Annotated in this window: 1 protein-coding gene; it reads left to right on the forward strand. The window is 64.2% G+C overall.

Features of this window, described 5'->3' with window-relative positions; genetic code table 11:
* Window positions 1-129 precede the first annotated feature (129 nt).
* Window positions 130-11,262, forward strand: coding sequence for a DUF11 domain-containing protein (locus DFT_RS07855; RefSeq protein ID WP_054030668.1), 11,133 nt, complete (start codon window positions 130-132; stop codon window positions 11,260-11,262).
* The last annotated feature ends 5 nt before the right edge of the window (window positions 11,263-11,267 follow it).

An 11,267-nucleotide genomic window follows, 5' to 3' on the forward strand; every position in this document is an offset into this window, starting at 1 on the left:
CACCTTTTTGCGCGGTGGTTTTGCATCGGGAGATGTCATGGAAGATTTCTTCTCTATTACCATAGGGTCGATGACGGACGAATTTTTTCTTCCGGCATATTTCTACTCATGCGCCGCAGGTGACCTGGCATGGTGCTGAAGAAATCAAGCTCGATATGCGCCGCAGCCTATGTCGCCACGGCCGCTCTATGCCTCCTGGCCATCGTTCTGACGGCACCATCGGCATGGTCGGCGCCGTGTGATCTCAAGCCCGGAACGCCGGCCATCATCCGCCACGATCTCGGCACCAGCTATTGCGAGCTGTGTGGTTACGGTTATGTCACGGTCATCATCTCCAACGGATACGAGGAGGTGGACATGACCCAGATGACATTGGTGGAGAACCTGGCCAGCTCCGGCCTCACCTTCGCTCCCGCCGCCCCCACGCCCGTCAGGTACCAGGTGAACGGGGGGCCTTGGATGGTCGGTATCGCGCCGGCCGTCAGCGGCCCCAACAATTCGATTCTCACTTGGACATCCGCCGAGATTCCGGCCTTAGCCAGCCTCGCGTATGCGCCCGGCATTCATGATATCAACAGCCTCACCGTCACCTTCGCGGTGGCCCACCACGATCCCTCGATCCAGGAGCAGTTGGTCGGCGCCACCCGTTTGATACAGGCCGATCTGACCTATGACACAGAAGGAGACGAAGCGTGCTTCCCCGGTCTGGCAACGGTCGGCACCGGTCTGAACCTTTTGCCGTTGCGCGAACCCGAGCCAGAAGTCTTCAAGCAGGGCCGCAACGTCGATGCCGGGCAGGACAGCGGGGAGTATTCCGGCGCCGTCTACGGCAACGTCAACGACGACCTGATCTGGCGCGTCCGGGTGACCAACGACGGTTCTGCCGCCCTTCAGGATCTGCGTTTCGACGATCTGATGGGAACAACCAACATCGACATAAACTACGTCTGTCCGACAGAAGCCACGGCCGCCACCGTGGCGGCCAACGACGGCGTGGATCCCGGCGGTACGGGATGTGTGCCGGTGATCGGCAACAGCGTCGATAACTTCGATGTGGACAATCCTTTCGGGGAACCGGCCACCGACTCACCTGACCTGGTCGATGTACCGGAGATGGATTCGGCCGACATCTTCCTGGTGGGCAAGGTCCCCAGCACGCCCAACGGTTCATGTGGGGCCGCCACCACCAACACGGTGTCGGATGTGCAATGGGGCTGTCAATCCCAAACACCGGCCGGTGGCATATTGGCCACATCCGCGGGGGCATCGCCGGGCACTGCTTCTGCCACCTTGAGTACTTTTTCTGACGCCGGCGGGACCAATCTCAGCATCGTCACCCAGTACATCGGCATCGCTTCGGCCGCTCAGCCGGCAGGGGCAAGGGGGCGGGTGCGCATCACCATCCGAAATCTCACCGGCGGCACGATCAAAGGGATCCACCTTCGCGATGTGCTGCCCGCCGAATATGTGGTCGACCCCACGTTCACCCCGAATATCACGGCTTATGGCGCATATGGCACCTATCCGGGTTTGACCGACCGGATCGAATGGACCAATCCGGCGGGGGGCACGGTTCCGCTCACGACCACCGATCCGGCCGTGGCACTTTCCAACACGGCGCCGGAGTTCCGGCTTTACAGCAGTACGACCCATCCCGATCATGCCGATCAATTCGACCTGCTGCGCCACGGCGACCGGCTGGTGATCAATTTTGGCGTGATTCTGGTGCGGCCCGAATCGTACGATCGCACGGCCAATCTCGATGTGCGCACCGAGGACCCGGCCAGCGATCCGCCGGGCACCGATCCGGCCAATGCCATCGAGGTGGAGAACCGGTTGTATGTCGATTTCGAAAACTTTTGCCAGCCCGGTGTCACGCAGCATCCACCCAATTATCCCATCGTGACGACCCACCAGACCGATCCCGAAGACCTGGACATCAATATCGCCGGCAGCGAGCTGGTTTTTATCCTGACCGGCGATCCGGCCCAGCGTCTGCCGCTCACCGTCAATTTGACCAACAACGGCGGCCACCAGGCTGAAGATTACTACGCCTACGTCAGCTTCGGGGAAACCATGCAGGTGGTCACCGTGCCCGCCGGATGCAGCCTGACGGCCAATCCGCCGGCGCACCGGGAGTGGCAGCTACCGGCGTCGATTCCCTCCACGGCCGCGGTATACCAGTGTTCCAACGGCGGGAGCATCGCGCCGGGGCAGACCGTGGGGTTTACTTTCGAGGTGGTCAAGAGCAGCGATCCGGGAGCGCTGGCGGCCGATGACCTGACTTTCCGCGCAGACGTGACCGGTGAGATCACGCTCTACGACGGCACACCGCTCTGGTTTCCGACCTCCACGGCCCGCGCCGACGGCATCACCGATTCGGCCAACACTTACTCGGTGGACGGCGTGCGCGCGCGCGTGGTCGGGTTCAACCTGCTCAAATCCCAGGTGGGCACCTGTTCGGAGAACAATCCGCCGCCCGGCTCCCCGGACCTGCTGGTGCAGATCGGCGAGGAGTGCGCCTATCACATCGACACCGGCGGCTGGTTCGGGTTCCAGACCCCCGGGTTCACCTACATCGCCGTGCAGGATATCCAGGTCGTGGATCAACTGCCCGATGGCCAGGGGTATATCTCCTCGACCGATCCTTACGCGGCCAGCACGTCGGACATTCAGGGGGTCACCCTCAACCCGGCCGGCCTCTCCCCGCTCGACGAAGCCGTTGCACCGGATTACGTGAACTGGACCTTCAATACGGTGGTGCCGTCCCAGCGCATCAATGTCATCGACCAGTGGTTCCGGGTCGATCTGCGCTCGCGGCTGTTGAACGATCCTCAGAATGTCAGTGCGGCCCCCAACCGGCATGCGGCCCTGAGCACCAACACGCTCAATTCCTATTTCCAGGCCGTCTTCTTCAACGACAGTACCGGCATGGAGGAGGTCTACGACCTGGGGCCGGGCACGATCGGCTACCCAAGAGTGGAGGTGCGCCGTTTTTCGCTCACCGTCACCGAGCCGGAGATAACGGTGGTCAAAGAGGTGTGCAACGAGACCTTATACGGCGCCGGCCCTTCGTGCAGCCATTTCGTTCCCCTGGCCGACGATGGCGACGCTTACGACAACTACGTCTACCGCATCACCCTGACCAACACGGCGGCTGCCGACGGCGTGACGCGCGCTCCGGCCTATGATGTCACGGTCACCGATACACTGGATGCCATGGACCTGGCCTATGTGCTGCCGTTCGGCGCCGACGGTCTGAACAACGACGGGGACGGCGCCACGGACGAGGCGGGTGCGGGCAGCGAGGGAAGCATCGGCGACAACGTCGTGGACAACGGCACACCGGCCCAGATCATTTTTTCATATACTCATAGCACGGCGCTGCAGCGCATCGATCCCGGTGCGTCGGTGCAGTTGTACTACCGAGTCGATTTTGACGATGACGCCGCGCCGCTGCAAACTTTCACCAACACGGCGGGCGCCGCCTACGACAGCCTCGAAGGCGGTATTGTCGACGATTTCAGCAACCAGAGCGTCCCCCAGCGGCCCAACGGCGACATCGGTGGCGCGCGCATCTACACCTCGGATGCAGCTTCGGCTGCGGTGCGCATCATTCCAGTAGAGACCGAACCCAAGAGGATCGCGAGCCTGTCCAACACGCCCCTTGCAACGGCACCGGCCGTTCAGGGCGTGTCCATCGGTGAGGAGATCGAATATCGCCTCACCACCTCGCTGCCCGTGGCCCTGCTGCGCAACTTCGTCATCCGGGACGAGCTGCCCGAAGGCATGCGTTGCGTCGAAGCGCCGGCCGTCAATCTCGATGCACCGCCTTATGCCGCTGCGGGTTTCGATCCGGGCGGCGTCATTACGCCCACCTGCGGCGATGATTTCGTCGAGTGGCAATTCGGCGACCAGCGGGTCACCAACGGGACGATGGGCGAACGATACGACCTGGATATCGGCTTCATCGCCCGTACCGAGAATACGGCCGCCGTCAACGACGGGGACGTGATGTCCAACGGCGATCCGGCCACCCAGGCCTTCGCCCGCTACCTGGATGAAAACGGAACGGCCGTGACGATCGATTTCGGCCAGGTCGACGTGGTGGTGCGCGAACCGCTTATCGAGATGACCAAGGCGTTTGCCGTGGCCGCCGCCGATGCCGCCGACGTGCTCACCGTGACGGTAACGGCGACCAACACCGGCACGGCGACGGCCTACAACCTGCGCGTGCTCGACGATCTGGACGGACGGAACCTGACTTACATCGGCAATGTGAGCGGGACGCAACCACCGGACCATGTCGATATCACCACCCTGGGCGCCAACCGGCCGATCTTCAGCTGGAACGCCCCCAATGGCATCGACCCGGGCGGCACCATCGGCTTTACCTTCGACGTCCGCGTGGACGACGTTGTTGAGCCCCTGGAAGTACTGGACAACACCCTCCAGGCCGATTGGACGTCCCTGCCCGGCCGGACCACAGCACTCAACAGCAGCGGCCTGATCGGTGCCGACGGTACGGAAAGCGGCATGCGCGTCGGCGCACTGCCCCATGCGGGCGACGCGGTCAACGATTACGAAACCGTCGCCGGCGCCCAGGTGACGGTCCCGGCCGTGTCCTTGACCAAGAGCGACCTCGATCCGGCGGGGGTGCCGACGATTGGCGCGCACAAAACGTTCCGGCTCGACATTCGTCTGCCCGAAGGCGTCACTCAAAACGTACGGGTCGCCGACAGCCTCGATGCCGCCGGACTGAGCTACGTTCTGGAGAACAACACCGGTTTCGATGTCACTTACACCTTCGAGGGGATCGCCGCCATCAATGGCCTGGCGCCGGCCGAAGCAGCCTTGAATGCCTTCCCGGTCGACGGGAGCAGCGGCAGCGTGGTGTGGGATATCGGCACGGTCGTCACCCAGACTGAAAACGACCCGAGCGCCGGCGCCATCGATCCCCTGATCCGCATCCAGTATTATGCCCGGGTCAACAACGACCTGGACACCGACATGGGCGACAGCCTGCAAAATGGTGCCACGGTCACCTCTACCCACGGCGAAACCGGGGCCGACGAAACCGCTGCCGACGATACCGATCCGGTCACAGTGGCCGAGCCCCAGCTCACGGCCACCAAGACGGTAAGCAACGTCACCAATCCCGGCAATCCCCCGGGCGGCGGGGACGTGCTCGAGTATGTGGTGTCCGTTACCAACGCCGGCACGGCCACGGCCTATGACGTCAATGTGGTCGACACCCTGCCGGCCAACCTGACATTTTACAATGGGTTTACCCCAACGGCGCTTATCGCCGGTACGGCCGTGGCGGGTTTCATTCCAAATCCGGCCAATGAACCCGCCGGACCATTGGTCTGGGGTCGGGACAATGCGGACGAGAGCCTGGACATTCCGACAGGCCAATCCCTGGTGCTCACATACCAGACCGTAGTCCTGGCCATGGGCGGCGATATCAGCAACAGCGTCACGGGGGACTGGACCAGCCTGGATGGCACCAGCAGCCTGGAGCGCACCGGCGAAGGCTGCGGCGTCGCCAGCGATCCCAACGACTACTGCTTCGGCCCGGTGGTGGCCACGGTGGCCACGGTGGATACCACCAGCATTGCCAAGAACATCACCGCCGACACCTTTGACACCGTGCCTTGGAGCACCACAGCCGACGCAGTGGCCCGCATCGGGGATTTCGTCACCTACCGCCTGGCCCTGAACCTCACCGGCGGTCTGACCCAGGCCATCGAGGTCCGGGACCAGTTGCCCGGGGGCATGGCATTTGTCGGCACCATCAGCATCAACGGCGATCCCACCGTTAACTATACCCCACCGGCCAGCGGTGCAGGCTCCAACTTCAGTTATGCACCCATCACCAGCGCCGGCGTGCCCGCAGTCGGTGCCACCGGCACCTTGAGCTGGATGATCGGCGATGTGAACAACGATCCCTTCGGCGATCCCACCACCGATACCCTGGAAATCCTCTACCTGGCCCGCATCCTGCCGGATGCCGGCATCCCCCATGTGGACACCACCACCCTGACCAATACCGCGGCCATGGACTATGCCACGGCCGCCGGTCCGGCCGCCACGTTGACGGCCAGCACCGACCTGACCCTGGTTCAACCCATACTGGCGGTGGCCAAGTCTGCGGTTGCCTCCGGCGGGGACACGGTGCTGGATGCCAACGAGCCGGTCACTTACACCATCGACATCGCCAACACCGGCGGGGCCCCGGCCTACGACGCCCGGCTTACCGACATCATCCCGGTGGGCATGCGTGACGCCGGTATCACCATGGTCAGCACGGAGCTGGTGTCGGGCACCAGCCTGCCGGTTCTGGCCCCCGCCTTTGATGCGGCCACCGGTCAGGCCACCTGGGAGCTGGATACGGGCACGCCCGACGCCTATACCATCCCGGCCGGCGACACCTTGCGCATCGTCTACACCATCACCACCGATGCGGGCCTGGCCGCCGGCATGACCCTGACCAACCAGGCCCAGGTTCAACACTACTGGTCCCTGGAAGACGATGCCATTCCCACCTATGCCGGTGTGCACGGAGAGCCTCAGCTTTACGGACCAACAGCTGTGGCCGGAGTCACTTTCACCACCGATGCCGCCGATCCCCTGACCAAAGAGAACCCCGCCCAGACTACCGTGGCCGTGGGTGAGCTGTTCGTCTACCGCCTTACCGTACCGGGCACACCCATGGCCACGGCTTTACATGATGTGCGCATCCTCGACGACCTGGATGCCTCGGCGGCCGACCTGTCCTTCGTCAGCGTTGCCAGGATCTCCGGTTCCCAGCCCTGGACCCCGGTGAACACCGGCACGGTCACCAACCTGGTCATCGAAGACACGACGGTGGGCATTGATATTCCGGCCGGCGAGCAGATCGTTGTCGAGATCACCGTCCTGGTGGCAGATACGGCGACCAATATTCCCGGCCTGACCTTCACCAACACCGCCGACTATACCTACAACCAGGTCAACGACGATGCCGCCACCCGGACGCCCGGCGGCGATGACACCACGGATCCGATGACCATTGTGGGGGCCGACAGCGTGGTGATGGCGAAGACCGGTCCGGCCACCATGCAATTGGCCACCCCGGGCGCCTATACCATCGATCTGCACAACACCGGTTCCGGTACCCTGTGGAATCCCACCGTGGTCGACCAGATTCCCAACACGGCCGACGGCGGCATGTGTGCGGCGGGCCCCGCCAACATTACGGCCCAGATCTTTCAGGATGACGGCACGCCGGCCTCCCCGGTCTTGACGGAAGGTACCGACTACACCGTTGCCTTTGATGGCGACCCCTCGTGTCAATGGCAGCTCGACCTGCTGTCCCCGGCAGCCGGCGTGCCCGCCGACCATCACCTGGTCATCACTTACGACCTGGAACTGGACGCTGATACGGCCAACGGCGTCACCCTGACCAACATCGCCGGGGTCACCCGGTGGTACAGCGCCGACCCCGACGGGGCCGGAACGCCCCACACCTATACGGGCCCCCTCACCGACGGCACCCCAGGCACCGCCGACAACCAGGACGACCACAGCGTCACCACCGAAGCTCCGGTGCTGAACTTTGAGAAAACCGTCATCAATGCCACCACGACCCAGGATCCGGGCAGCGATGCGTCCCCCGGCGACACCCTGAGGTACACCCTGACGGTGACCAACGCCGGACCGGCGGGCCTTTCGAATTTCACCATCACCGACGAATTGGATGCGCTTCATGCCACGCCGATCTTTGCCGCCGGCACCCTCACCCTGGTTTCGGTACCCCCCGGTGCCGGCACCTCGGCCACCGACGCCAACGGCGGCACCAACGGCACCGGCCTGGTGAGTGTGGGCAACCTGAACCTCGGGGCGGCCGGCAGTGGCGACGACACGCTGGCCATCACCTTCGAGGTCACCCTGGCCCCGGTGATTGCCAACGGCACCGTGGTCCATAACCAGGCCCAATTGACGGCCATCGACCCCACGCCGATGCTCAGCGACGATCCTAATCTTGGCGGGACCGTCGATCCCACCCAGACCCTGATCACCTCGGCCCCCGAGTTCCAGGTGCTCAAGACCTCCGCTGTCCTGGACGGGGACCCCGCCGTGCTCCTGGCCGGGGAGAGGCTGCGCTATACCATCACCGTCAAAAACATCGGCAATGAAGATGCGGTCAACGCCAATCTGCGGGACAGCATCCCGGCCAGCACCACCTATGTGACCAACTCTACCACCCTCAACGGCACGACCGTGGCCGACTCGGCCGCCGGGGTCAACCCCCTGGAAAGCGGCATGCCGATCCATGCCCAGGAGAACACCACCCCGGGCTACATGCGGGCCGACAGCGATGCGTCGGCCGGCAACGTGGCCACGGTGACCTTCGACGTGCTGGTGGACCCGGCGGCCATGGACGGCCTGGTGATCTCCAACCAGGGCTTTGCGGGCGGCGAGGGCGACGGCGGCGCAACCCTGCCCGAGCAGCCCTCGGATGATCCGGACACCACAGTCCCCGACGATCCCACCCTCGACGTCGTGGGCAGCCTGCCCCTGCTTTACGCCCACAAGACCGTGGCCATTGCCGTTGACGGCGGGACAGCCGGCATTGTGGATCCAGGGGATACCCTATCCTACACCATCGCCATCAGCAACACGGGGGCTATTGACGCCACCGGCGTGGTCCTCTCCGATACGGTGCCGGCCAACACCACCTATGTGGCCGACTCCCTGCAGTTAAACGGCACCACCGTCACCGGCGCTGCAATGCCTCTCTTGCCCCCCGGCCTCTCCGTGCACTCCAGTGACAACCCGGGTGCCGGGATCATCTCCGCCGGCCAGAGCGCCACGGTGACCTTCCAGGTTACCGTGGACCCGGGGACGCCCACGGGCACGGTGATCAGCAACCAGGGCACCGTCACCTCCAACGAACTGGCCGACGAACCCACCGATGCCGACGGGGTTCCCGCCAACGGGGACCAGCCCACCCTGGTGGTGGTGGGCGATGCCCAATTGCTCACCATTACCAAGGAGGTCGCCGTGGTGGGCGGCGGTGCGGCCCTGCCCGGCGCCGAGCTGGAATATGTGCTTCGGGTGACCAACGCGGGCAGCCTGGCCGCCACCGATGTGGTGATCACCGACGCATTGACCACGCCCCCATTGGACACCCAGATCGCCTACGTCACCGGCTCGGGCACCCTGGACGGCGCTATCAACGGGGTGAGCTATGCCGGCGGCGTGCTCGAGGCTGACTACGCCGCCACCTACGGGGATCTGGCGTCCGGGGATACGGCCGTGGTCCGCTTCCGGGTCCAGATCGATACCGGACTGACCGCCGGTACTACCATTTCCAATACCGGCGAGGTGGCATGGAACGGCGGTACCCAGACCGATTCAGCCAGCGTGTCCATCGATGTGGGCGGCACCGCCGGCAGCGCCACCCTCAACGGCGCGGTCTGGCATGATATGAATTTCGACCGCAACCCGGACACGGCCACCGAAACCCCCATGGAAGGCTGGCGCGTCGAATTGTACCGCAACGGCAGCCTGGCCGCCTCGGCCCTGACCGATGCCGGCGGCGCCTATATGCTCAACGGCCTGGTGCCCAACAACGTCACCGGCGACATCTATGAGCTGCGCTTTCTGGCCCCCGGCGCCGGTGCCGACACGGCATCCATGGGCACCACCGACTCGCCCTTCACCGATGGGCACCAGCGCATCACCGCCATCACAGTGGCCTCGGGCAGCAATATCCTGGACCTGAATCTGCCCCTGTGGCCCAACGGTGCAGTCTACGACGCCATGGCGCGCACCCCCGTTGCCAGGGCCCGCCTGACCCTGGTCGATGCAAGCTCCGGCACAGCTGTTTCCGATGCCTGCTTCGATGATCCGGCCCAGCAGGGCCAGGTGACCACGGCCAACGGCTTTTACAAGTTCGACTTGAATGCCGCCTGCCCGGGGGTTGGTGATTACCTGATCGAGGTGACGCCGCCGACCAGCGGATACGTGGCCCCGCCTTCGGCCATCATACCGCCCACCACCGACGCCGGCACAGCGGCCTATGATGTGAATAGTTGCCCGGACGATGCCTTGACCGGCATCCCCAATTGCCAGGCCACACCCCATGCGGCCATACCGCCGGCCTCGGTGGCCCCCGGCGATCCGGGCACCGCATATTACCTCCATCTGTCGATGGAAGGAGGCGCTCCCCCTATCAACCAAATTTTTTACAACCCCATTCCCCTGGATCCGGAAACGGACAGCGCCGTGGCCATTACCAAGACCGCTTCTCTGATCAACGTGACCCGGGGATCCATGGTGCCCTATACCATCACGGTGACCAATGTCTTCGGCGTGCCGCTGTACGACTCGGCCATCGTGGACCGTTTCCCGGCCGGTTTCAAGTACGTGGCCGGCAGCGCCCACCTGGACGGTGCGGCCGTCGAACCGCAAATCAACGGCCTGCAGCTGACCTGGGACGATCTCGACCTGACGGTAAACCAGGTCGTCACCATAAAACTGCTGCTGGTGGTCGGCTCGGGCGTTTCCGAGGGCGAGTATGTCAACCGGGCCTGGGTGATCAATACCGCCATGGGGGCCACCATTTCCGGTGAAGCCACGGCCACCGTTCGCGTCATCCCCGATCCCGATTTCGATTGCACCGATGTGATCGGCAAGGTGTTCGACGACCGCAACCTCAACGGCTACCCGGACGAGGGCGAATCCGGCCTGCCTGGCGTTCGGGTCGTGACGGCGCGCGGGCTCATCGCCACCAGCGATGAACACGGCCGTTTCCATATCACCTGTGCGGCAGTTCCCGATGAAGACCGTGGCAGCAACTTCATCCTCAAGCTGGACGAGCGGTCCTTGCCCACCGGTTATCGCCTGACCAGCGAAAATCCGCGCGTCCAGCGTGCCACCCGCGGCAAGATGCTCCGTTTCCATTTCGGGGCAACCATCCATCGCGTGGTGCGCATGGATATGGCCGACGGCGCGTTTGAGACCCACACCAGCGAATTGCGCCTGCAGTGGGTCCCGCGCATCGAAGAATTGGTGGCAGAACTGGGCAGGTCTCCGTCCCTGCTGCGGCTTTCGTACCTGGCCGACATCGAAGAAGAAGCCCTGGTGCGCGAGCGGCTCGACGCCCTGAAGAAGCGGATCGTCCGCCGCTGGGAAGAGGTGGACGGTGGGTACCGCCTGGCGGTGGAAACCGAGGTGTTCTGGCGCCGTGGTGGACCGTACACCGGCCGGTGATTGTG

This window comes from Desulfatitalea tepidiphila, from assembly GCF_001293685.1.
Taxonomy (GTDB): domain Bacteria; phylum Desulfobacterota; class Desulfobacteria; order Desulfobacterales; family Desulfosarcinaceae; genus Desulfatitalea; species Desulfatitalea tepidiphila.